Genomic DNA, 24,353 nt, shown 5'->3' on the forward strand with positions numbered 1-24,353 from the left:
CAAAACCCATGGGGCGGGACCCGGATATCCGGGTCCCGCCCCAGACTGAAACCCACCCCTGGAAACAAGAAAAAGGAAGAACCACCCCATGACGATGACCAACGAGCAGGCCGCGTGGTTTGCCGATACGTTCGAAAAGCTCGTTGCCAATGTGGGGCAGGCGGTGCTGGGTAAGGAACACGTCATCCGGCTGACCTTCACCGCGATGCTGGCCGAGGGCCACGTACTGTTCGAGGACGCCCCCGGAACGGGTAAGACCTCCCTTGCCCGCGCGCTGGCCGCCACCGTCCAGGGCTCCAACAACCGCATCCAGTTCACCCCCGACCTCCTGCCCTCGGACGTCACCGGCGTGACCATCTACGACCAGAAGACCCAGAAGTTCGAGTTCCACAAGGGGCCGATCTTCAACAACATCGTCCTCGCCGACGAAATCAACCGTGCGTCGCCGAAGACCCAGTCCGCGCTTCTCGAGGTCATGGAAGAATCCAGGGTCACCGTGGACGGCGTCACCTATTCGGCGGGCCGCCCGTTCATGGTGATGGCCACCCAGAACCCGATCGAACAGGCCGGCACCTACCGCCTCCCGGAAGCCCAGCTGGACCGCTTCCTGATCAAGACGTCCATCGGCTACCCGGACCACGCCTCAACGGTCCGGCTGCTGGGCGGCTCCAACCTCAAGGACCGCTCGCAGGAACTGTCCGCCGTCATCACCACCCAGGCCGTGGCCGACATGGCCGACCTTGCCGCCACGGGACACGTGGACACCGCAGTGCTGGAGTACATCTCCAGGCTGTGCGAGGAAACCCGCAGCGCCCCGGAAACCCGGCTGGGAGTCTCGGTCCGCGGCGCCCTCGCTATGGTCCGCGCCGCGAAGGTCTGGGCAGCCTCGCAGGGCCGCAACTTCGTGCTGCCGGACGACATCAAGGAACTCGCCCCGGTGGTGTGGACCCACCGCTTCGTCATGGACCCCGAAGCCGAGTTCTCCGGAGCGACGCCCGAGGCCGTGCTCGCGCGGATCCTCGCCGACGTGGCGGCCCCGCAGCAGCGGACCAACGCCTGACCCGCAAGCCCGGCACGTCCTCCACTTCCAGCAACAACGAAGGCACACATATGTCCACCGGCACCCCGCTGACCCGGCTCACGGAGCGTCTCAAGCAACCCTTCCACCGGGACGGCAGGCCCACCCGCCTGCACCCGTCGGCGGTCTGGGCCGAGGCGAGCTCCACCGCAGGCCTCGCCCTGGAACCGGCCTGGCGCACCGTCCGGAAGGCGTGGCTCACCCACGTATGGCCGGTACTCTCCGTGGTCAGCGTGCTGGGATGGTCGGTCCTTGCAGCCACCATCCTGCTCTGGTGGGCAGGATCGGCCTACGGCTGGCAGGAAGCGAAGGCCGCCGCCGTGGCGGCCTTCGTCATGTTCCTCATCGCCCTTGGCTTTATCCTTGGCCGCTCCACCTACGGGGTTGTCCTGGACCTGGCCCGGACCCGCGTGGCGGTGGGGGACAGCGCAGTGGGAAGCATCGCCGTCACCAACACGTCCAGCCGGCCGCTGCTGCCCGCATCGGTCGAATTGCCCGTTGGCGGAGTCACCGCAGTCTTCCACCTACCCCGCATGAAGCCGCAGCAGGTGCATGAAGACCTCTTCACCATTCCCACCGCGCGCCGCGCCGTCATTGTGGTTGGGCCGGTCCGTTCCGTCCGCGCCGATCCGCTGCACCTGCTGCGCCGGCAGGTCCTGTGGACTGAGCCCGAGGACCTCTTCGTCCACCCGCGCACGGTGCCCCTGGCAGGCTCTGCCGCCGGGTTCATCCGCGACCTCGAGGGCATGCCCACCACAGAACTGTCCAGTGCCGACGTCTCCTTCCACGCCCTCCGCGATTACGTTCCCGGCGATGACCGGCGGCACATCCACTGGAAGACAACGGCGCGGACCAACAAGCTGATGGTCCGCCAGTTCGAGGAAACCCGTCGGGCCCACCTCGCCATCGCCCTGTCCATCAATACGGAGGAATACGCCTCCGAGGACGAATTCGAGATGGCCATCTCTGCGGCCGCCTCGATCGGCCGCCAGGCCATCCGCGAGCAGCGCGAGCTGGACGTCCTGACGCAAAAGGGGCCGCTTCGCTGTGAAACCGGCCGCAACATGCTCGATGACATGACCCGGATCGTCGGCGCCCCAATGCGCCGCACCGCCGTCGACCTCGCCCGCACTTTGGCAGACACCGTCCCCAACGCCTCCGTGGTGTTCTTCGTAGTGGGCAGCAACGTGACAGCCACCCAGTTGCGCTCCTCCGCGGCCTCCGTTCCGCCGGGCGTCCGCAGCCTCGCCGTACGGATCGAGGCCGGGGCCGCGTCCAGCAGGGCCAACATCGCAGACCTCACCGTGCTGACTGTTGGCGACCTCGCCGACCTCGGCATCGTCCTCCGAAAGGCGGCAGCATGACCTCCGCACCTGGCCTCCGCCCCAGAAGCGGATCCGCCCGGAAACCCTTCAGCAGCCAAGGCAGCCCGTTCGGCAACGGGCAGCCGGCCTGGCATTTCGCCCTCGACGCCGGTGCCCTCACCGTCCTCCTGGGGCTGGGACTGCTCGGTTTCGGGCTCAGCTTCGGTGGTGACCCCTACTACCTGCTGTCAGGCTTCGGCGGCATCCTCCTGGGCCTGGGCATCGGCGTGCTCAACGCGCACCTGCGCCTGGGACTGCTCGTCACCACGGCCATCGCCCTGGGCGCCTACCTCGTGTTCGGCACCCTGCTGGCAGTTCCGGATGCCGCCATCGCCGGGTTTGTGCCCACCCTGGACTCGCTCCGCACGCTCCTGCTGGGTGTGGTGTTCGCCTGGAAGGACATGCTCACCGTGGGCGTCCCGGTGGGGTCCGCCAACGGCGTGCTGATCGTCCCGTTCCTGAGCTCGATGATCATGGCACTCGTGGCAGCCGTGCTGACCTGGCGCGTGCGCAGCCCCTACCTGCCGCTGATCCCGGTCCTGCTCCTCTTCGTCACGGGCATCGCGTTCAGCACCAACGCCGCCTTCCTTACGGTTGAACGCGGTATCGGCCTGACTGTTTTGGGCATCGCCTGGGCAACCTTCCGCCGCGACGCCCTCCGCAGGTCCTCCACCCGGCGGGTCTCCGTCAACAACCCGCAGGCTGATACCGCCACAGCCCGGAAAGCCTCCCTGCGCCGCCTGGGCATGGCCGCCGGCGTCATCGCCGTCAGCGTAGGCGTCACGGCCCTGTCCGCGCCGCTGGTGACTGCCGGAAACGAACGCAAGGTCCTCCGCAACGTGGTGGTCCCGCCGTTCGATCCCAAGGACTACGTCACCCCGCTGGCCAGTTTCCGCACCTACGTCAAGGACAAGAAGGACGACACCCTGTTCGTCGTCAAGGGGCTTCCCCGCGACGGCAGGGTACGGCTGGGAGCCCTGGACGCCTTCAACGGGACCAACTACAACATGGACCCCAACGGTTCGGGCAACTTCAGCAAGGTGGGCGATGCCGAGTCCATCAATACGCTGGCGGACACCTCGAGCGTGGTCCCCACGAACGACTACGCCATCGATATCAACATCGAGGACTACCAGGGATACTTCGTCCCCGGCGGCCGGAAGACCACCGGCATCAGCTTTGACCAGGGCGGCTCACAGGCCGCATCCGGCTTGTACTTCAACTCCGGCACGGACACCGCCGTCACCACCAACGGGCTGAACCGGGGCGACGCCTACACCGTCCAGGTATCGGATCCCGTGAAACTGGAGCACGGCCAGCTGACGCAGTATGACTTTGCGCAGGTCTCGCTTCCGGACCCGCTGGAAGTTCCGCCGGTGGTCGGTTCGCAGGCCAACGACCTGTCCGCCGACGCTCCGACGGCCATCGACCGGGTCCGCCAGATCGAGGCCCACTTCCAGAAGACCGGCGCCTTCAGCAACGGCCTGGTCAGTGAAGGGCAGCTCCCCAGCGTCTCCGGCCACGGCTCCGCACGCATCCGCAACCTGCTGACGGCCAAGCAAATGCTGGGCGACGACGAACAGTACGCCGTGGCGATGTCCCTGATGCTGCGCCACCTGGGCATCCCGTCCCGCGTGGTCATGGGCTTCTACCCGGACCCCACCAGCCCCGAGAACGGTGCCGGCGAGGTCAAGATCACCGGTAAGAACGTCCACGCCTGGGTGGAAGTCGCGTTTGAACGCGTCGGCTGGGTCAGCTTTGATCCCACCCCGCCCAAGGACAACGTTCCCATCCCGCCGGACCCGGAGAACAAGTCCAAGCCCAAACCGCAGGTTCTGCAGCCGCCGCCCCCGCCGCAGGAACCGGCAGACCTTCCGCCGGACTCCTCGCCGGATGCGCTGGACGCTGACCAGAAGAAGGACAACCCCTGGCTGTTCTGGGGTGCACTGCTCAGTGCCCTGGGCGTGGCACTCATCCCGCTGGCCATCCTCGCGTTGCCATTGCTGCTGGTCGCGTTGTTGAAATCACGACGCCGGAAGTCGCGTTTCAGCGCGGGTGACCCTGCCCAGCGCGTGGGCGGCGGATGGAGTGAAGTGGTCAGCCTGGCCACCGACATGGGTGCCGCCGTTGACACGCGGGCCACGCGCCGGGAAAGTGCCGCGGTCCTGGCCGAGGCGTTCCCGGGCAGCCAGTCCGCCACCACCACATTGGCGCGGCGTGCCGACGCCTCGATTTTCGGGGCCGGGCAGCCCAGCGAGGACGAGGTGCGCGAGTACTGGACCATCGTGGACGGGTCGCTGAAGGAAATGACAGCCACAGTGGGTTTCTGGCGCCGCCAGCAGGCCCGGTTCTCACCGCGGTCGCTCCTGTCCGACGCGCGCAACGCCCTGAACACGAAGGACACTGCCGGCAACGGCGGACGCCGGTTCAAACTGCCGGCGCTGCCGTTCGGGAACGCCGCGGGCCGCCGTCGTCCGCCTGCCGCGCCGCCCGCGGACGGACCGGGCACGCCACCGGCCGGAACCGGCGCACCGTCCACTGAAGAACCTCCAACGCAAGGACCCAAACCGCGGTGACCCCCAATGCCGAGCGCTGCCCGCGCTGCCAGCAGACCATCCGCACGGGCGCCGCTTTCTGCACCTCATGCGGGGCGCCGCTGCCCAACCGGTCGGCACGGAGCCTGCGCAACCAGGAGCAGGCTTCCGTACCCGGCGCCGTCCCCCACCCCGGCTCTCAGCCCGGCGCCGGCACCGCGCCGTACCCGGGAACGGGCGTCCGGGCGGCGCCAGTCGCCGCGCAACGGCCGCCGATTCCCGGTACTATCCCGGTAGTACAAATGCCCCAGGCAACTTCTGCCTCGGGCATCGCGAACGCGGCAGCGGTGCAGGGGAGCACTGCAGGTCCGGCAGGGGCGTCCGCGCCAGGGGGAGGAACAGGAATGGCAGGAAACCTTCAGCTTGTCCCGGCAACCGCGGGCAAGCGGCTCGGGGCTGCCGTCGTTGACTGGCTGTTCCCGGTGGCGGTCCTGGTGGTGACGTTTGCCATTGGCTTTGCAGGGATCACCCGCACCCGCAGCGGCGGCTTCATCATTTACGACACCGCCTCCCTGGTGCTGTTCGGCGGTATAGGACTGGGCATCACCCTGGTCTACGCAGCCGTGCTGACAGGCCTCGAAGCCCGGACGGGCAAAACGCCCGGCAACCTCCTGATGGGGATCCGCAGCACCGACAATGACGGCTACGCGCCCGGCGCCGGCGGGGTGTTCGTGCGCGGACTGCTGACCGGTGCGGGCGTCCTGTTGACACTTATTGGAGCCGTGCTGGTGGTGGTCTTCAAGTGGTTCGACGCCGCCTTCTTCATCCTGGGGCCGCTGCTCCTGGTGGCGGCCGTTTGGGCCGTGCTGGTAGTGGTTTCCAATACCTGGGACAAGGGCGGGCGCCTGCGCGGCTGGCACGACAACGCCGCCAAGACGCTCGTTTTCGACGTCAAGGCCGGCCGTGATCCGATCACCACGGGCGGCATCCAGGGCCCGTACAGCTTCGCGCCGCTGGACCTGCCTCCCGTCCAGCAGGTGCTCTCGCCCGTCGCGGGCGCCCGCGCGCCCCAGGTCATCGCCCCCCAGGCGCCGGCGCAGGGTCCGCAGTCGGTCCACCAGACGCCCGCGGCACCCGCGGCCGTCGCCCCAGCGCCCGTCCACCCACATCCGGCACCGGCCATCCAGCCTGACGGCCGGACCATCCCAGCACAGACCGTGTCCTACACCTCGCCCGCGTCCTTTGCACCGCCGGGCACTCCGGCGCCGGAGGCCGCTCCTGCACCGCCCGCAGCATGGCAGGCCGGGCAACAGTTCCCCGCGCCAGCGGGCGTGGGACAGCAGTTCGCCGGGCAGCAGTCGCCGGGGCAGCCGCACGCGGACGACGACGTCGAACGCACCCAGGTGCGTCCCGGCACGGCCGGCCCGGCGCCTGTCGCCGTACTGCGGATCAGGCTCGACGACGGCCGCGACTTCCAGCTCGACCGCAGCGTGCTGGTGGGCCGCAACCCCGTGGGCTCCGCGGGCGAACAGCATGCCCAGCTCCTCGCCGTCGACGACCCCGGACGGTCCATCTCCAAGACCCACCTGCACGTCCTGACCGACGGTGCGGGCATCTGGGTGACCGACCGGAACTCCACCAACGGCAGTGCCGTGACCACGCCCGACGGACTCCGTACGCCCCTTGCGGCAGGTGTCCCCACTTTCGTTTCCCCCGGTTCCAGCGTCCACTTTGGCGACCGGACCTTTTACCTAGGACAGGCATGAACCAACAGCCCGCCAGTGTTCCCTCCACCACGCAGCCGGGCCCGGGCCTGAGCCTCAACTGCGGCTACGGAACGGACCGGGGACTCCGTCGCGAGCTGAATGAGGATTCCTTCATCGCGTCGGATCCGGTCTTCGCCGTTGCCGACGGCATGGGCGGCCACGAGGCCGGCGAGATTGCCAGCGGCATGTGCGTCAGGACCCTGGCAGCGATTCCGCAGCTGTCCACGGGGGACCGGACCGTCACGGCCGCGGTCCTGCAGCAGTACCTGCTGCGCGCGGACAACTCCATCCGGGAAGCCACGGGTGCCCGGGCGGGAACCACACTCACCGGTGCCGTGGTGGTGGAGCAGATGGGCATGCCGTATTGGCTGGTCATGAACATCGGCGACTCCCGTACCTACCGCCTCAGCCAGGGCCGGTTCGAACAGATCAGCGTGGACCACTCGGAAGTCCAGGAACTCGTGGACGCCGGCGAAATCACGCCCCAGCAGGCCACGGTGCATCCCCGCCGCCATGTGGTCACCAGGGCACTGGGCACTGGGGACGAAACCGAGGCGGATTACTGGCTGCTTCCGGTGGAGGAAGGGGACCGGGTGATGGTCTGTTCCGACGGCCTCACCTCCGAACTGACCGACGAGCACATCCACCGCATCCTCAGCACTGCCGGCCATCCCCAGGACGCCGTCGACGCCCTGATCCAGGCCGCGCTGCGCAGTGGCGGCCGCGACAACATCACCGTGATCGTGGTGGACGCCCGCAACGTCCTGAACGACGCCGGCGCAGCCACCACCGCTCCGCGGCGGGATCCGTCCGCTGAAGATGAGGTAACGCTGCCCCGCGGACAAGCCGTGCAGGCCACAACCCAGCCTCTTCCCCAGCAGGAGGACAACGCAGGGCAGGCAGAAGCGGCCGGCCAGGCAGACGCGGCCTGGCACGAACAGGCTGCAGGGCAGGATCCCGACGACGGCACGGAGGTCCCGCGATGACCGGCACCAGCTACGTCCCCGGCACCTGGCTGGGCATCGTCCGCTCCCACACGGCGGTCATCCTCGGACCCGATACACCGCCCGCCCTCGCCGATTCCGTGTGGAACCTCATTGCCGGGAAGACTGAAGTCTACGAAGTGCTGCAGGCCATCACCGGCAGCGCCGGCGGCAACCTGTCCCGCATTCCGCCGTTCGCCATTCTGGACTTCACAGGACCGCTGCGGGTGTTCCTCCGGGGCGGCCTGGAACTCTCTGTCGAAACACCTGAGGGACCCGCGGACCTGAACGGCCGCGACGTCACCACCTGGAGCGAACGCAGTTTTGCCGTTCCCGGAGCCTGCACCCTGATGATCCCGGGCGCAGGCGAAACCGGACAGCCCGAGCTCCGGCTGGGGGAGGGCATGGTGCTGCTGCAGGCGATACGCCTTGGCGCCGATGCCGGGCAGGGCGCGCTGGAAGCTCCAAGTGCCGCTGCCGTTCCGGACGGCGGGAGCGTCCCCGACGCTGGTCCTGACGGTGCTGCCGTTGCGGACACTCCGGTGGCAGCTGTTGCCGTCAATTCGTCCGGTACAGCTGAAGTCCTCCCGGAGGCCGCCAGCGTCAGTAATGCTGCTGCCGGCCCGGCTGCCAATCCCGGCGCTCCGGACGCCGGAGATGAGGCACTGCCGGAAACTGCCGTCACACCGGGCCACGCAGAGGTTTCCGTTGAGACCGTCTACGCCGTCCTGGACGAGGACGGCGAATATGCCGGTCACGGCGGCGCGCAACAGGCCGGTGCAGGCGAAGCCGGCGCCGCTGACGATGATTCTGCCGTAAATGGCTCCGTCGACGACGGCACAGCGGACAACGTCTCCAGTGACACTGGCGGCCCCGAAGCGGAGGCCACGGGATCGGACGTGGATGGCGACGCTGACCATGCTCCCGGGGCGGCAGTTCCCGTGGCCGCTGACCTTCCTGCGGCCATCGACCTGACCAGCTCCTATGACCACCTGTGGGAGCGGACGGTCATGCGGAACATCGAGGATGCTGCTGTCCGCGAGGAACCGGCCGAAGACGATCACGAGTCCGCACCCGCCCTAGAGGCCGCGGCCCCGCAGGCTGCCATCGAAGCCGATACGGACGAAGCCGACGCGGACGCTGCCGAACAGCGGGCACCGGAGCATTCGCTACCGCACGACGAAGCGGACGGAGCGGGGGTCCAGCACGGTGCAGGTCTGCCTCCGGCTGCAGTACCCAAGCCTGCCACCGGACTGCTCATCGAGTCGGTGCCTTGGCGGACGGGGGGAGCGGGGAGTGCCCAGGCACCTGCTCCGGAGCCGTTCACCCCGGCACCGGCTTCCACCGCGCCGCTTGCAGCACCACCGGCTTTCGGAGCGCCCACGCCGGCACCACAGCTGGGAACAGCCCAGCCGGACAGCTACCCGCCGGCACCCGGGGCGGGGCCGTCGGCCACCGACTTTGACGATGACCATGACGGCCAGACGGTCATGAAGAGCAGCCTCCCCACCGGGCAGCAGGCACCTGCCGGGCAACAAACGCCTTCCGGCGGGCCGGGCACGGACGGTTCGGTTCCGGCCAGCGGTCCGCTCGTGTTGGCCCGGGTCTGCCAGCAGGGCCATGCCAACCCGCCCATCCGCTCGGCCTGCACCGAGTGCGGGGCGTCGCTGCCCCAGGACGCCGTGCAGGTGGGCCGCCCCCGCCTGGGCCGGATGCGCCTGTCCACCGGAGAACTGCTGGACCTTGACCAGTCCCTGGTGATCGGCCGGCAGCCATCGGTGTCCCGGGTCCAGGGCGGCGGCATGCCGCGCCTGGTCCAGGTGCCCAGCCCCAGCGGCGACATCTCGAGGTCCCATGTAGAGGTCCGGCTGGAAGGCTGGCACGTCATGCTGTGCGACCTCAAGGCAACCAACGGCACAGTCCTGGTGCGGCAGGGGCAGCCCCCGCGGCGCCTGGCCCAGAACGAGATGGCCATCCTGCTGGACGGTGACATCGCCGAGCTGGGCGACAACATCTCGCTGCGTTTTGAGGAGATTCCTTGAGTTCCAAACGGCCCGTAGCGCCGCCGCCCCGCATCCCGGGGTTCACTTACATCAGCCTGCTCGGTTCCGGCGGGTTCTCCGACGTCTACCTCTACGAGCAGGACAGGCCGCGCCGCAAAGTGGCCGTCAAGGTGCTGCTCTCGGACCTGAAGACCGAGGGCGCCCGCCGCCGCTTCGAGTCCGAGGCCAACCTGATGGCCCAGCTGTCCTCCCACCCCTACATCGTCACCATCTTCGAAGCGGAAGTGACGGATGACGGGCACTCCTACCTGGCCATGGAGTACTGCTCCCGGCCCAGCCTGGACGTTCGCTACCGCCGCCAGCGGTTCAGCGTGGACGAGGTACTGGCCGTCGGCATCCAGGTGGCCTCCGCCGTCGAAACGGCCCACCGCGCCGGAATTGCCCACCGCGACATCAAGCCCGCCAACATCCTGGTGACGGACTACAACCGCCCGGCCCTGACCGACTTCGGCATCTCCGGCACCCTCGCCGGTGACAGCGACGACGACTCCGGCATGTCCATCCCGTGGTCCCCGCCCGAGCAGTTCCGCGACGGCAGCGTGGACGGCATCATGGTGGACGTCTGGGCGCTCGGTGCCACGCTCTACACACTCCTGGCCGGCCGCTCGCCGTTCGTGTTGCCCGGCGCGGACAACTCCCAGCGCGAACTGATCAACCGCATCAGCAACACCGCGCTGCCGCGCCTGGGCCGCGCGGACGTGCCCGAGTCCCTGGAGCTTGCCCTGGCCACCGCCATGGCCAAGTCGCCCCAGTCGCGGTATTCCTCCGCGCACGCCTTCGCCCTTGCCCTGCAGCGGATCCAGGCGGAGCTGAACCTCTCGGTCACCCCCTTCGAAGTCCTCGAAGAACCGCAGCAGGAGGAGAACCATCCGGACGAGGGCACCGAAGAGACCCGGGTCCGGAGCATTGCGTCGATCGACCCGGAGCGGACCGGCAGCGCCCCCACCTTCCCGGCGCGCACGTGGCCGCAGGCTCCCGGCTCCGGGGCTGGAGGCTCCGGTACCGGAAACACCACGGCGGGGCCCGGCAGCCAAACCGGCGCGCCGCCGTCGCGCTTCACCGCCCCCACCGCCGGGACCTGGCCGCCCGCCACGGCGGAAGGACGCAACGCGGCAACGCAAGCCCGCGTCCCTGGCAGCATCTTCGGCAAGGGGGCAACGGACGACGACGGCCCGCACGAATGGTCCCAGTCCACCGTCCTGCGCGGCGGCGGCACCCAGCCCACCTCCGGGGCGCCGGTCCACGGCGCCGAGGACGCACACACCAGCTCTGCCGACGCCACCGTCCACAGGCCCGCGGCAAGTGACCGGCCGGCCGAAGGGCCCGAAGAAGCGCCGGAGCAGGACCACGGCAAGCGGAACCTGTGGCTCGCCATAGCCGGCGGCACCATCCTGGCCCTTGCTGCGGTGGTAGGCATCGTGGCGGCCAACTCCGGCGGCGGGACGCCCAAGGCGGTGGAAACCCAGCAGGTCTCCAAGCCGCCCGCGGACGCCCTGGATAACGGAACCGTCCCCGACGTCGAAGGACTGGCCGGGGCCGCGGGCAGTGACGGCAACGTGGCGTTCACCTGGAAGAACCCGCAGCCCAAGGACGGCGACAGCTACAAATGGCGTGTCTACACCATCGGCGGCGGCGGCGAGTTCCAGTCAGTGGCGCAGCCGCCGGTCCAGGTCAAGGCAAACCCCTCCGGGCAGACCTGCGTCCAGGTGATGATCGTCCGCACCGACGGCGCGTTCTCCCCGCTGGAACAGGGTTCCATCGCCTGCACCGGCTCATGACCGCCGGCACGCGTGCCTGCCAGTCCGTTTTGCCGGCAAGCACGCCGGCTGCATTAATACTTTCGCTCTTGAGGAGGCACAGAATATGGGGGATCTAGCAATAGATTTCTGTGGTGAATGGTACGAGCCCTCGGATGAGGACGTCTTCAACATCGGCCGCGAGGGCGATCTTGAGGTGGACGACAATCCGTACCTGCACCGGCAGTTCCTGCAGGTTGCCCGCTACGACGGCATCTGGTGGCTCAGCAACGTGGGCGGCATGCTGTCCGCCACGGTGGCTGACGCATCCGGCGGGATGCAGGCCTGGCTGGCGCCGGGCGCCCGGATCCCGCTGGTCTTCAGCCACACCAACATCATCTTCACGGCCGGGCCCACCACCTACGAGTTCGCCGTCCACCTAAAGACCCCGTCCTTCCGGCAGGAAGCCAGGGACGGTGACAGCAGCGGCGACACCACCATCGGCCCGGTGGTGTTCACCGACTCCCAGAAGGCACTGATCGTGGCACTGGCGGAGCCCATGCTGCGGCGCGAGGGCACCGGCTTCAGCGCCATCCCGTCTTCCGCTGCCGCCGCGAAGACCCTTGGCTGGGCGCTGACCCGGTTCAACCGCAAACTCGACAACGTCTGCGACAAACTCGACCGCGTGGGCGTGGTGGGCCTGCGCGGCGGCGGCGGCAAGCTCGCCACCAACCGGCGTGCCCGCCTGGTGGAGCACGCCGTTACCTCCCACCTGGTAACCCCCGATGACCTGTACCTGCTGGAAAAGATGAGGGGCGTGGACGAAGGATGAGGATCCGGCTGACACTCCGCCGGGACCCGGAGGAAACCAAGGACCTGGCCGTCACCGTGGACGGCCTGGCCACGGTGGCGGACATTGCCACAGTCCTTTGGGCTGCGGACCCGGACCGGAAGGGACGCCCCGCACCGGAGAACCTGTCCCTGCGCATCGAGGAAGCGTTCGTTGGCGGCGGCATCAGCGGCAACGTCCTGGCCCGCGAAGACAACCTCCTGGAGTCCGGCCTGAGGCCTGGCTCGGTGGTTTCGCTGGCCCAGGTCAGCGACCAGTTCCATGAGGCCGGCGCCGGACGCGGTCCTGCCGCTGCCACCCTGCGCGTGCTGTCCGGGCCCGACGTCGGCAAGGAATTTTCGCTGCCCACCGGCACCAGCTACATCGGCCGGGACCGGGACGTGGACATCAGGCTCACCGACCCCCTGACCTCCAAGCGGCACGCCCGCATCACGGTGGCCGAGGGCGTCGAAATCGTGGACACCAACTCCGCCAACGGCCTGCTCATGGACGGCCTGCCGGTGATCCGCGCACGGCTCAACTCGTCCGACACCGTCACCCTGGGCGATACCACCGTCACGGTGGTGCCGCTGGGCCACAACCGGGCGGCAGCACCGACGTCGCCCCTGGTGGACTTCAACCGTTCACCCCGGGTGGTTCCGCGGTTCGAGGAACCCAAGCGCGTGGTCCCGTCCGGACCCAAACGGCCGGAGGACCACCCCTTCCCCTACATCATGCTGATTGCGCCGCTGATGATGGGCGGAGTCATCTTCGCGGTCACCCGCAACCCGCTGTCCGTGATCTTCATGATGATGATGCCGCTGTTCATCATCGGCCACTACGTGGACCAGAAGATGCGCAACAGGAAGCAGCAGAAGGAAGGCCACAAGCACTTCCGTGCATCGATGGCTGCCTTCCGCGAGGACATCACCGAGCTGCAGAAGGTGGAGCGTGCCGTCCGGCTGCAGGAAGCACCGTCCGTCAGCGACACCGTGGACGCGATCTACAAACTCGGCCCGCTGCTGTGGACGCACCGCCCCGAACACAAGACGTTCCTGGGGCTGCGGTTCGGCCTGGGCACCGCACCCTCCCGGGTCCGGCTCGAAGAACCGTCCAACAACGACACCGAGGTGCAGTACGCCCGGGAAATCCAGGACTGCCTGAAACAGTTCCGGGAGATCGAAGGCGTCCCCATCGTCTCGCAGCTGCGCACCTCCGGGTCCCTGGGCATCGCCGGCGCCCGCGGCCTGGTGGACGACGTGGCCCGCGGCATCGTCCTGCAGCTGGTGGGCCTCCACTCGCCCGCCGAAGTGGTCCTCACGGCCATCACCTCTGCGCAGTCGCGCGAGCGCTGGGACTGGCTGCAGTGGCTGCCGCACGTCGGCTCCGGCCACAGCCCACTGACCGGAGACCACCTGGCCGCAGGGTCCGCCGGCGGCTCATCGCTGCTGGCTCGGCTTGAAGACCTGCTCGACGCGCGGGAGGCCGCGGTGAAGCGGCAGGCACCCGAGCTGCGCCAGGAGATGGACCCCGCCAAGCACGAACTCGAAGCACCCGTGCTGCCCACGGTGCTGCTGATCGTGGAAGACGACGCGCCGGTGGACCGGGGGCGCCTCACCCGGCTCGCCGAACGGGGACCGGACTCGGGCGTGCACGTCATGTGGGTGGCCACCGACATCCAGGCCCTCCCGGCTGCCTGCCGGGACTTCATGGTGGTGGACGGCGACCACGGCACCACCACCGGCCAGGTCCGCCTGGGCCGGCACACCTACCCGGTGAGCTGCGAAAGTGTCGACGCCGAGCTGGCGGGCCAGCTGGCCCGCATGCTCGCGCCGGTGGTCGACGTGGGCAAGCCCGTCAACGACGACTCCGACCTGCCGCGCGCCGTGTCCTACGCCACGCTGATCGGCAAGGACTTCCTTGACAACCCGCAGGCCGTGGCCGAGCGCTGGTCTGAGAACAACTCCGTGCACTCCTCTGCGGTGGCCAACCGCAAGGACAACGGCACCCTTCGCGCCCTGGTGGGGTCCAAGGGCATTGAACCGCTGTACCTGGACCTGAAGAACGAAGGGCCGCACGCCCTGGTGGGCGGCACCACCGGTGCGGGCAAGTCCGAGTTCCTGCAGTCCTGGGTGATGGGCATGGCCTCCGCCTACAGCCCGGACCGGGTCAGCATCCTCTTCGTGGACTACAAGGGCGGTGCTGCGTTCGCCGATTGCATCAACCTGCCGCACACCGTAGGCCTGGTCACGGACCTGTCACCGCACCTGGTGCGGCGGGCACTGACATCGCTGCGCGCGGAGCTCCACTACCGCGAGCAGCTGCTCAATCGGAAAAAGGCGAAGGACCTGCTGGCACTGCAGCGCGAAGCCGATCCCGAGGCGCCGCCGTACCTCATCATCATCGTGGACGAATTCGCGGCGCTCGCCAACGAAGTTCCCGAGTTCGTGGACGGCGTAGTGGATGTGGCCGCCCGCGGACGGTCGCTGGGCCTGCACCTTATCCTGGCCACCCAGCGCCCGGCCGGCGTCATCAAGGACAGCCTTCGCGCCAACACCAACCTGCGCGTGGCGCTGCGCATGGCAGACGAGGACGACGCCACGGATATCCTGGGCGTCCCCGACGCGGCCTACTTTGACCCGGGTATCCCGGGCCGCGGCGCCGCGAAGACCGGCCCGGGCCGGATCCAGGGTTTCCAGACCGGCTACGCCGGCGGCTGGACCACGGAGAAACCGCAGCGGCCGCAGATCGACATCGTGGAGATGGCCTTCGGCTCGGGCTCAAGCTGGGAGGCGCCGGCGCCGGAAAAGCCTGCAGCGGCTGAACCCGCAGGGCCCAACGACATTGCCCGGATGACCGCCAACATCGTGCGGGCGGCGGACGTCCTTGCCATCGCCCCGCCCCGCAAGCCGTGGCTGGACGAGCTTGCAAAGACCTACGATTTCTCCAAGCTGCCCAACCCCCGTACGGACGAGCAGCTGCTCCTTGGCGTGGCCGACGACCCGGTCCGCCAGGACCAGCCCACCGTGTTCTACGAACCGGACCGGGACGGCAACATGGCCATCTACGGCACAGGCGGCTCGGGCAAGTCCGCCGCGCTGCGCGGTATTGCCATCGCCGCGGCCGTGACGCCCCGCGGCGGCCCCGTGCACGTGTACGGCATCGACTGCGGTTCGTCAGGCCTGCGGATGCTCGAAGAGCTGCCGCACGTGGGTGAGGTCATCAACGGCGATGACGTCGAGCGCGTGGGGCGGCTTTTGCGCCTGCTGCGGGACATCGCCGAACAGCGTTCCGCCCGCTTCGCCGAGGTCCGGGCGTCCACCATCGTCGAGTACCGCAGGCTGGCCAACCGGCCGGACGAAAAGCGGATCTTCGTCCTGGTGGACGGCATGTCCGCGTTCCGCGAAGCCTACGAACACAGCCGCCTGTCCGGGCTGTGGGACATCTTCCTCCAGCTGGCCACCGACGGCCGCACCCTCGGAATCCACCTGGTGGTCTCCGGTGACCGTCCCAACGCCGTCCCGGCATCGCTTCTCGCCTCCATCCAGCGGCGCCTGGTGCTGCGCATGTCCTCCGAGGACGATTACATTTCGATGGACGTTCCCCGGGATGTCCTCGGCGCCACGTCTCCGCCGGGGCGCGGTCTGCTGGACGGGCTGGAAGTCCAGCTTGCCGTGCTGGGCGGGAACTCCAACCTGGCGCTGCAGGCGCGCGAAGTCCACAAGCTCAGTGAAGCGATGCTCCGTCAGGGGCTGGACACCGCCCCCGGCATCGAGCGGCTCCCGGACCAGGTGGACCTGGACGTCCTTCCCGCCGGCAGTCCGGAACTGCCGGTCATCGGCGTCGACGACGAAACACTCCAGCCCGCCGAGATCATGGCCCGCGGACCCCTGCTGGTGGGCGGCCCTCCAGGCGCCGGCCGGACCGTGGCATTGGTCACCCTCGCCTACGCCCTCCGCCGCTCCAACCCGGAGGTGGAACTGATCTACATCGGTGCCCGCCGTTCCGCCGTGGCCTCACTGCCGCTGTGGAACCGCTCGGTGGTGGGCCCGGACGACCTCGCCGACGTGGTGGAGGACCTGGTGGAGCATTCCTCCGGCAACCCGGGACGGCTCGCTATCTTCATCGAGGGCCTGACGGAGTTCACCGACACCATGGCCGAATCCGGCATGGCGCAGCTGGTCACGGCCTCCATCAAGGCTGATCAGTGGGTGGTTGGCGAGTCCGAGTCGTCCACCTGGTCCTCGGCCTGGCAGCTCGCCCAGCCGTTCAAGTCCGGCCGCCGGGGCCTGCTGCTCAACCCCGGTGACATCGAGGGCGACAGCCTGCTGAACACTTCGCTGGGACGGGTCAGCCCCGAATTCATCCCCGGCCGCGGGTACATTGTGGGCCGCGGAAAGGCCCGGAAAATCCAAGTGGCGCTGCCGCCGGAAAACCGGGACTGAAGCGGCTTATCACGGGAGGGCCGCACAATCGATGGATTTGCGGCCCTTCGGCGCGTTGTAGAAGACTGGAAAGGAACCAGATAGCCGCAGCGGGGGACTGCGGACCCTGAAAGGTACCAATGCCCCCCTCTTCTCCAGTGCTCCGCGCTGTCCTGGCCACGGCGTCCGCAGCCGTCCTGGCCGCCTCGATAACCCTCCCCGCCGGAGGCGCCGCCCTGGCCGATTCACCTGAACCCACAGGATCGCCGACCGCCACCACCGCGCCCGGCTGCGGGGACGACTGCAGCCAGGAACCCACCAGCCCGGCCACCGGGCCCGTGCGGCCCTCCAGGACGAAGCCGGCCGACCGGCCGGGCTCACCTACACCGACCACTCCTGCGCCCCAGCCGGTCCTGCCGACGTCGGCTGCCTCTACATCCACGGGTCCCGCTGCGCCGCCGCCGACCAGCGGCCCCACCGCGACGGGTGGTCCGGGCACCGCCGGCACGAATCCGGAAACGTTGCCGGACCCGTCCGTTCCAGCCACCAGCCCGGGCGGCGCCGCCCCCACGAGCGCGGCGCCGTCGTCGGGCTCCGCCTGGAACACTCCGGTGACCACATCCGCCAAGGCAACCCAGGCCGCAGCCGTGTCCCGCGCGGAAATGTCCGGCCGCGGCGGCCTTGACCTTCCCGTGGTGGCCGCGGGCGTCCTGCTGGTCGGCGCCGGCGGTGGTGCGTTCACCTGGTGGATCAGGAACCGCCCGCGCACCCACTGACACGGCTGGCTGTCGTAGCAGTAGGGCAAGATAGGTCTGTGAGCACAGGAGAAGGCACCGCAGAACAGACCGCCACCGGGACCGCCGCGCAGAACGGACGGGAAAGCATCCCGTCCGATGCCATCCGGGAGGAATACGAGAACCTGTCGGACCTCATCAGGAAGTACCGGTTCGCGTACTACCAGGACGACGCGCCCCTGGTGTCCGATGCTGAGTTCGACACCCTGTTCCGCCGCCTGGAAGAAATCGAGGCGCTGCATCCGGAACTGGTGGCCAATGATTCGCCCACCCAGGAGGTGGGCGGGGAAGCCTCGGCAGCCTTTGCCGCCGTCGAACACCTGCAGCGGATGTACAGCCTCGAGGACGTCTTCTCGATCGAGGAGCTTGAAGCCTGGCTCAACCGGGCCGAAGCCAGCATCGCCAAGCTGGGGGACGGCACCGCCAGGGCCGCCTGGCTGACCGAGCTCAAGATCGACGGACTCGCCGTCAACCTGCTCTACCGCGACGGGAAACTGGTCCGGGCCGCCACCCGCGGTGACGGCACCACGGGTGAGGACATCACCCACAACGTGCTCACCATCAAGGAGATCCCGCAGCAACTGAGCGGTGAAGGCTACCCGTCGGAAGTGGAAGTCCGCGGCGAGGTATTCATCCCCTCCAAGGCGTTCGCCGAATTCAACGAGGCCCTGATCGAAGCCGGCAAGGCGCCGCTGGCCAACCCCCGGAACGCCGCGGCAGGCTCGCTCCGGCAGAAGGACCCGGCCGAAACCGCCAAACGGCCGCTGAAGATGTTCGTCCACGGCATCGGCGCCCGTGAAGGCCTCGAAGCCCGCAGCCAGTCCGAAACCTACGCCCTGCTCAAGGAATGGGGCCTGCCCGTCAGCCCCTACTTCGAGGTTTTGGAGGCCCGCGCCGATGTCCTGGGGTTCATCAGCAAGTACGGCGAGCAGCGCCACAAACTCCTCCACGAAATCGACGGCATCGTCGTCAAGGTGGACCACTTTGCCACCCAGCGGGCCCTCGGCTACACCACCCGCGTGCCGCGCTGGGCGGTGGCCTACAAATACCCGCCGGAGGAAGTGCACACGAAGCTGCTCGACATCCAGGTCAACGTGGGCCGCACCGGCAGGGTGACCCCCTTCGGCATGATGGAACCGGTCAAGGTGGCCGGCTCCACGGTGGAGATGGCCACCCTGCACAACCAGGATGTGGTCAAGGCCAAGGGCGTGAAGATCGGCGACATCGTGGTCCTCCGCAAGGCAGGCGACGTCATCCCCGAAATCGTCGGGCCAGTCCTTGCCCTGCGCGACCAGCAGGACCCGCCCGTCCGGGACTTCGTCATGCCCACCGAATGCCCGGCCTGCGGCACGCCGCTGGCACCGGCCAAGGAAGGCGACGTGGACATCCGCTGCCCCAACGGGAAGTCCTGCCCGTCCCAGCTTCGCGAGCGGGTCTTCCACCTCGCTGGACGGGGCGGTTTCGACATCGAGGCGCTGGGCTGGGAAGCGGCGATCGCACTGACGCAGCCCACCGAACCGGACGTTCCGCCGCTGACATCGGAGGCCGCACTGTTCGACCTCACCCGGGAAGACCTCGCCGACGTGAAGATCCGGCGCGAGAAGCGGTCCAAGGGGGTTGCCACCGGCGAGTACGAGCTGGTGCCCTACTTCTACAGCAAGGGCACGGCCAAGTCTCCGTCGAAGCCCACCGCCAGCACGGAGAAGCTGTTCAAGGAACTGGAGAAGGCCAAGAGCCAACCGCTGTGGCGGGTGCTGGTGGCGCTGTCCATCCGGCACGTGGGCCCCCGCGCTTCGCGCGCCCTCGCCCAGGCCTTCGGCACCATGGACGGGATCCGGGCAGCCTCCGAGGAGGACCTGGCCCACGTCGATGGGGTGGGACCCACCATCGCTGCCGCGCTGAAGGAATGGTTCACCGAGGACTGGCACCGCGAGATTGTGGACCGCTGGGCTGCCGCCGGTGTCCGGATGGAGGATGAGCGCGACGAGTCCACGCCGCGCACCCTGGAAGGGCTCACGGTGGTGGTGACCGGCTCGCTGCCCAACTTCAGCCGGGACGAAGCCAAGGAAGCCATCCTGGTCCGCGGCGGCAAGGCCTCCGGGTCTGTCTCGAAGAACACCAGTTATGTGGTGGCCGGTGAAAGCGCCGGCACCAAGCTGGACAAAGCGGAACAGCTGGGGATCCGCGTGCTGGACGAGGACGGGTTCCGGCTGTTGCTCGACGGCGGCCCCGCCGCGGTGGGGGACACCGCGGAAGCCGACGGCGACGACGCCTCGGAGGAGAGCGCCGCGTTGGAAGAAGAGAACGCAGCAGCAGTGGAGGAGAAGGCATGACCGGGCCGGAGGAATTCCTGGACGTCGCGAAGGAAGCGGCCCGGGCCGGTGCCCGGGTCTTGTCCGGACGGAACGGCGAAGCACTGGGCGTCAGCAACAAGGGGGCGGCCGGCGACTGGGTCACCGCCTTCGACCTGGCGGCGGAAAACGCCGTGCGGGAGGTCATCACGGCCGCCCGCCCGGGTGACAGCATCACCGGGGAAGAACACGGGACCACCCGCCCCGCGAACCCCACCGGCTACCGCTGGTCCATCGACCCGCTGGACGGCACCACCAACTTCATCCGGAACATCGTCTACTACGCCACCTCCGTGGCAGTGGCCGATGCCGACGGCGCCTGGCTGGCCGGCGTCGTCAACGCCCCCGCCCTGGGCCGCGTCTACTACGCTGCCCGCGGCGCCGGCGCCTGGCTGGAGGAAGGCGGCCGGACCACCCGGCTGGACGGTCCGGTGCCGGGCCGGACGGGCCAGATCCTGGCCACGGGCTTCAGCTACGACCCCGCGGTCCGGTCCCAGCAGGCCGCCCAGTTCGCCGAACTGGCTGACGGCTTCGCCGACGTCCGCCGGCTCGGCTCGGCGGCGCTGGACCTCTGCATGGTGGCCGACGGGACGCACGACGCCTACGGGGAACGGGGCCTGAACGAGCACGACTTCTCGGCCGGTGCCCTCATCGCCGAGGAAGCCGGGTGCTGGGTGCGGCGTCCGCGGCTCACCAGTCCGCTGGACGGCGGCCCTTCAGACCAGGAACGGCTGGACGCCTGGACCTGTGCTGCCGGCCTGGAGCTTTCGGGCAGGTTCCCGCTCTGACCGTGGCACCGGTTCCGGTGGCACGCCCGGACTGGGCGGCATCCGCAGAGTGATAGTTCAATCACGGAAAACGCTGTTTCCGTCCGTCGGCACGCCCGGCAGCACTACCATTGACGGGTGCATCCGCAGATAACCATCCGCAGCGCCGTCGAACCGGATTACGACGCCGTTGCCCGCATCACCCGCGATTCCTACCTCGCCGCCGGCTACTTCGAGGACGCCGCGCACCCCTACATGGTCAAGGTCCAGGACGTCGCGGACCGCGCCGGCCAGGCTACCATCTGGGTCGCCGAACGCGGGGGAGCGGTGGTGGGGTCGGTAACCCTGGCGCTGGCGGGCGAGCCGTATGCGGACATCGCCCTGCCGGATGAGCTCGAATTCCGGATGCTGGTGGTGGACCCCGCCGTGCAGCGCAGCGGCGCCGGCCGGGCCATGGTGGAGGCCATCATCGAGCACGCCCGGTCCCTTCCCGGCATCAACGCAGTGGCCCTCACCACGGGCCAGACCTGGGAAAGCGCCCACGGCCTCTACCGCACCACGGGCTTCCGCCGGGTCCCCGAACGCGACTGGCTTGTGCCCGGAACCGACATAAAGCTGCTGGTTTACCGGCTGGACCTGTAGCCGCCCTACAGTGGTGCCGACCCGCATTCCATTGTTGAAAGGCCCCGCTATGCGCAAAACCTACGGCACCGGTTCCGTCTGGGAACAGTCCCTCGGCTACTCCCGCGCCGTCCAGGTGGACAACACCCTGTACATCTCGGCCACCGCGGCAAGCGGCGAAAACGGGATCGTGGGCGAAGACTTCTACACCCAGACGCAGTTCATCCTGCAGAAACTGGGCGATGTCCTCGCCGATGCCGGGTTCGGCTACGAGGACGTGGTCCAGTCCAAGCTGTACCTGACGGACATCAGCCAGTGGGAAGACGCCGGCCGCGCCCACGGCGAGGTCTTCGGCGAGATCCGCCCCACCCTGTCACTGGTGCACGTCCTGCCGTTCCTCGACCCGAAGATGCTGGTCGAAATCGAACTGGTGGCCCAGAAAAGCGCCTGAGCTGCCCTGACTGCCGGACCGGTGTCACGCCACCGGCAGGCCGTAGCGGTGCTCCGGCCTGCCGGTGGTCCCGTACCGGAGCTGGATGTCCACGGCGCCATCGTCCGCCAGCGATGACAGGTACCGTTGCGCCGTGGCCCGCGAAACGCCCACCCGCGCCGCGACCTCCGCAGCGGAGTACTGCTGGCCCGGTTCCAGCGAATCCAGCACCGCAGCCTCGGTGGCGGAGCGCGGTTTGGCCGACGGCGTGACGTCGCCCGGGATGAGCGATCTCTTGGCCCGTTCCAGGGACTCCTGGTCCAAGGCCCCGGGCTGGGCCAGCAGCCGCCGGTACCTGGCGTAGGACCGGAGCTGCTGCGACAACGCATCTGCCGTGAACGGCTTCAGCAGGTAACCAAGGGCGCCGCGGCGGAAGGCCACCCGGACGGATGCGGTGTCTGACGCGGCGCTGAGCATCACGGTGTCCACGTCCAGCTGCTGCAGCAGGTCCAGCCCCGAAGCATCCGGCAGGTAGACGTCCAGCAGCACCAGGTCCGGCCGGAGGCTGTGGATGGCCTGCAAGGCCAGTGACGCCGTCCCCACAGGGGCCAGCGCCAGGAACCCGGCCACCGAGTCCACGTAGGCGGCGTGCAGTTTGGCGACGTGGAAGTCGTCGTCCACGATCAGCACCCGGAAGTCGTCAGCCATTCTGGTCCTTTCCTTCATCGGAAGTCTGTGCGGCAGTGCCCGCGGTGGTGTGCGGCAGGGTGGCCATGAACACCGCGCCGGGCCCGCCGCTGCTGCCGCGGTCCAGGACCGTGACGTCTCCGCCCCGGCGGCGCGCCAGTTGCCGGGCGAGGGCCAGTCCGAAGCCCTGCCCGCCGCCGTTACGGTTGTTTCTGTTCAGCGCGCCCGTGGCGGTGGTGAAGCCCTCGGCGAACACCGCTTCCGTGTCCGTTCCCTCGGCCAGCCCGTCACCCGAGTCGGCGACCACGACGTGCAGCGTCCCGCCGTTGTCGCCCGGCTCGTCCAGCACCTCAAGCTCAACCCATTTCTCCGCTGCAGCACCGGCCACGGCCGCGTTAACCGCGTTGTCGATCAGGTTGCCCAGCACCGTGGTGACATCCTGCGCCTCGGTCACCTGGCCCCGGACCAGGGTTTCCGGACCGATCCGCAGGGACACGCCCCGTTCGTCAGCCTCCACGCCCTTGGCACCCACGAAAGCCTGGAGGTAGGGGTCCTGGAGCAGCTCGGCCTGCTCCACGGGGAACTTCAGCGGTCCGGTGGCGGCCAGGGTGGCGAGGTAGTCGCGTGCCTGCCGGTGCTGGCCGATGCTCATGAACCCTGCCAGCGTGTGGAGCTGGTTGGCGAATTCGTGGCGCTGGGCGCGGAGCGCGGTGGACATGGTGCCCACGGCGTCCAGCTGCCGGGTGAGTTCCTGGAGTTCGGTGCGGTCCCTAAGCATCACCACCCATCCCAGGTCCTCGCGCCCGTGCAGGGCCTTGCGGGCATTGGCCACCAGCACCCGCCCGCCGGCCACCAGCTCCACGGCATCGGCGGCTGGCCGGTCCGGGCTGGTCAGGGAGGTCAACTGGTCCGGCACCGGGGCATCCTCCCAGCGTGTGCCGGCCAGGTCCGGCAGCCCGAGCATGCGCTGCGCCGCGGCGTTGAACACGCTCACCCGGCCGTCTGCGGAGACGCCAATGACACCGTCGTCCACGCCCTGGAGCACGGCCACCTGGTCGTGGACCAGCGTGCTGATCTCCTCCGGTTCCAGCCCCAGCGTGAGCCGCTGCAGCCGGCGGCGCAGCAGGAACGAGCCCAGGATGCCGGCCAGCAGGGCGCCGGCGGCGGTCAGCGCCACGGGGCCGATGTCCCGGGCGACGCTCTGGCCCACCGTTTCCATCGAGTAGCCGACGCTGATCTCGCCCACCACAGTCGAGTTGTCCGCGGCATAGACCGGGACCTTCGCTCCCGCCGATGCCCCCAGCGTTCCGGTGTTCCGGGTGGTGACTTCCTGACCGGCCAGCGCCTCGGACGGATCGGTGCTGACCTTTTCGCCGAGCCGCTGGGGATCCGGGTGGGCCAGGCGGATGCCCTCTTCGTCGGTGATCACCACGAACAGTGCCCCGGTGCGGGTGCGCGCCGCTTCGGCGGAAACCTGCAGGGGACCGGACGCCAGCTCAGACGCCGGGGGAGTGCCCTCTTCACCGCTGATGGCCAGCACATAGGCGCGCACCTCGGGATCCGAGGCCACCGTGCGTGCCAGCGTCAGGGCCTGGTTTTCCGCTTCGCTGCCCACCCGGTCATAAGTGAGCCAGGTGTGGACCGCGGCGCTGAGCAGAACCACCAAAAGCACTACGCCCAGCTGCAACAGGAGGGTCTGGGTAGAGAACCGCAGCGGGGTGCGCGGCACGGAGCGCTGCATGATCCTCCTTGACTGGCACGGGCCTGGCGGCCTTCAACTACGGCGTCTCCTACGCGGGATCTTCAGTATGGATACCGCGTGAGCACAATGAGCAAAATGCTCCCAATAAGCAGTATGCCAATCAATTGAGCCAAAGGCACGGCCGTGACGTCCGCCACCCTACAGTCTGTAGCACGCATCACAAC

The 24,353-nt window shown here is 68.8% G+C and carries 16 protein-coding genes and 1 pseudogene; 15 read left to right on the forward strand and 2 right to left on the reverse strand.

Annotation, left to right across the window (positions count from 1 at the left end):
• The first annotated feature begins 88 nt into the window (after window positions 1–88).
• From BLT71_RS08105 to BLT71_RS08170, 15 genes and pseudogenes are all read left to right on the forward strand, one after another.
• Window positions 89–1,060, forward strand: coding sequence for an AAA family ATPase (locus tag BLT71_RS08105; protein ID WP_091719121.1), 972 nt, complete (start codon window positions 89–91; stop codon window positions 1,058–1,060).
• 50 nt (window positions 1,061–1,110) lie between these two features.
• A complete protein-coding gene (locus BLT71_RS08110; protein WP_091719123.1) occupies window positions 1,111–2,442 on the forward strand; it encodes a DUF58 domain-containing protein in 1,332 nt (443 codons plus the stop codon).
• On the forward strand, window positions 2,439–5,018 hold the full coding sequence (locus tag BLT71_RS08115; protein ID WP_091719126.1) for a transglutaminase-like domain-containing protein: 2,580 nt from the start codon (window positions 2,439–2,441) through the stop codon (window positions 5,016–5,018). The genes BLT71_RS08110 and BLT71_RS08115 overlap by 4 nt, the downstream gene beginning before the upstream one ends.
• Window positions 5,015–5,095, forward strand: a pseudogene (locus BLT71_RS21045) (zinc-ribbon domain-containing protein); the annotation flags it as partial. The gene BLT71_RS08115 and the pseudogene BLT71_RS21045, both read left to right, overlap by 4 nt.
• 285 nt (window positions 5,096–5,380) lie before the next feature.
• Window positions 5,381–6,742 (forward strand): RDD family protein, encoded by a 1,362-nt coding sequence (locus BLT71_RS08120; RefSeq protein WP_091719128.1) that lies wholly within the window; start codon window positions 5,381–5,383, stop codon window positions 6,740–6,742.
• On the forward strand, window positions 6,739–7,728 hold the full coding sequence (locus BLT71_RS08125; protein WP_091719130.1) for a PP2C family protein-serine/threonine phosphatase: 990 nt from the start codon (window positions 6,739–6,741) through the stop codon (window positions 7,726–7,728). The genes BLT71_RS08120 and BLT71_RS08125 overlap by 4 nt, the downstream gene beginning before the upstream one ends.
• The gene (locus BLT71_RS08130) at window positions 7,725–9,767 is read left to right on the forward strand and encodes an FHA domain-containing protein (RefSeq protein ID WP_091719132.1); all 2,043 of its coding nucleotides are present in this window, start codon (window positions 7,725–7,727) and stop codon (window positions 9,765–9,767) included. Before BLT71_RS08125 ends, BLT71_RS08130 begins: the two co-directional genes overlap by 4 nt.
• Window positions 9,764–11,566, forward strand: a complete 1,803-nt coding sequence (locus BLT71_RS08135; RefSeq protein ID WP_091719134.1) for a serine/threonine-protein kinase — start codon at window positions 9,764–9,766, stop codon at window positions 11,564–11,566. Before BLT71_RS08130 ends, BLT71_RS08135 begins: the two co-directional genes overlap by 4 nt.
• An 85-nt stretch (window positions 11,567–11,651) precedes the next feature.
• A complete protein-coding gene (locus BLT71_RS08140) occupies window positions 11,652–12,356 on the forward strand; it encodes a hypothetical protein (RefSeq protein WP_015936552.1) in 705 nt (234 codons plus the stop codon).
• Entirely contained in the window at window positions 12,353–16,798 is a 4,446-nt protein-coding gene (locus BLT71_RS08145) for an FtsK/SpoIIIE domain-containing protein (protein ID WP_091719136.1), read from the forward strand. Before BLT71_RS08140 ends, BLT71_RS08145 begins: the two co-directional genes overlap by 4 nt.
• 119 nt (window positions 16,799–16,917) lie before the next feature.
• A complete protein-coding gene (locus tag BLT71_RS08150; RefSeq protein WP_157693443.1) occupies window positions 16,918–17,553 on the forward strand; it encodes a hypothetical protein in 636 nt (211 codons plus the stop codon).
• A gap of 38 nt (window positions 17,554–17,591) precedes the next feature.
• On the forward strand, window positions 17,592–19,904 hold the full coding sequence (ligA, locus tag BLT71_RS08155) for an NAD-dependent DNA ligase LigA (protein WP_091719140.1): 2,313 nt from the start codon (window positions 17,592–17,594) through the stop codon (window positions 19,902–19,904).
• On the forward strand, window positions 19,901–20,710 hold the full coding sequence (locus BLT71_RS08160; protein ID WP_056083611.1) for an inositol monophosphatase family protein: 810 nt from the start codon (window positions 19,901–19,903) through the stop codon (window positions 20,708–20,710). The genes ligA and BLT71_RS08160 overlap by 4 nt, the downstream gene beginning before the upstream one ends.
• A 117-nt stretch (window positions 20,711–20,827) precedes the next feature.
• Window positions 20,828–21,331, forward strand: a complete 504-nt coding sequence (locus BLT71_RS08165) for a GNAT family N-acetyltransferase (protein ID WP_091719143.1) — start codon at window positions 20,828–20,830, stop codon at window positions 21,329–21,331.
• 49 nt (window positions 21,332–21,380) lie between these two features.
• Complete coding sequence (locus BLT71_RS08170) at window positions 21,381–21,761, forward strand: RidA family protein (protein ID WP_045730939.1); 381 nt, start codon at window positions 21,381–21,383, stop codon at window positions 21,759–21,761.
• Between the two features lie 24 nt (window positions 21,762–21,785).
• Here BLT71_RS08170 and BLT71_RS08175 read toward each other — a convergent pair whose 3' ends face one another.
• Together BLT71_RS08175 and BLT71_RS08180 are read right to left on the reverse strand one after the other, a co-directional pair.
• Window positions 21,786–22,448, reverse strand: coding sequence for a response regulator (locus BLT71_RS08175; RefSeq protein ID WP_015936559.1), 663 nt, complete (start codon window positions 22,446–22,448; stop codon window positions 21,786–21,788).
• Window positions 22,441–24,168, reverse strand: a complete 1,728-nt coding sequence (locus BLT71_RS08180; RefSeq protein WP_172829937.1) for a sensor histidine kinase — start codon at window positions 24,166–24,168, stop codon at window positions 22,441–22,443. The genes BLT71_RS08175 and BLT71_RS08180 overlap by 8 nt, the downstream gene beginning before the upstream one ends.
• Window positions 24,169–24,353 lie beyond the last annotated feature (185 nt).

This window comes from Pseudarthrobacter equi, assembly GCF_900105535.1.
In the GTDB taxonomy this organism is placed as follows: domain Bacteria; phylum Actinomycetota; class Actinomycetes; order Actinomycetales; family Micrococcaceae; genus Arthrobacter; species Arthrobacter equi.